We start from the raw sequence: 325 nt of genomic DNA, 5'->3' as shown, positions 1-325 counted from the left end.
GGCTTGGGCTTGCTCATGCTGCCCATCTAACCGCATGGATTCACCAAGTGAATCCTTCACGGGGAGAGTTCTGCAACAACGCCGAGCTGCGTAGAAGTTGGCCTCGGCTTCAGCGGGCGGGATGTTCCCGATCGGCTCGAGGAGACGGCGGTTGTTGAACCAGTCGACCCATTCCAGCGTGGCATATTCGACGGCCTCGAAGCTGCGCCAGGGGCCGCGTCGGTGGATAACCTCAGCCTTGAAAAGGCCGTTGATCGTCTCGGCCAGGGCGTTGTCGTAACTGTCACCGACGCTGCCGACCGAGGGCTCGATGCCGGCCTCGGCC

At 62.5% G+C, this 325-nt stretch carries 1 protein-coding gene; it reads right to left on the bottom strand.

Annotated elements, in window-relative coordinates:
- Positions 1-325 (bottom strand): integrase core domain-containing protein (locus AC2SGK_RS18360; protein WP_488324810.1); only part of this gene is annotated, 325 nt, incomplete at both ends.

The organism is Paracoccus sp. NIOT.M2S5SZ12 (assembly GCF_057748165.1).
The sequence above is the reverse complement of the archived record's forward strand: the minus strand, read 5'-3'. Positions and strand labels throughout refer to the sequence as shown.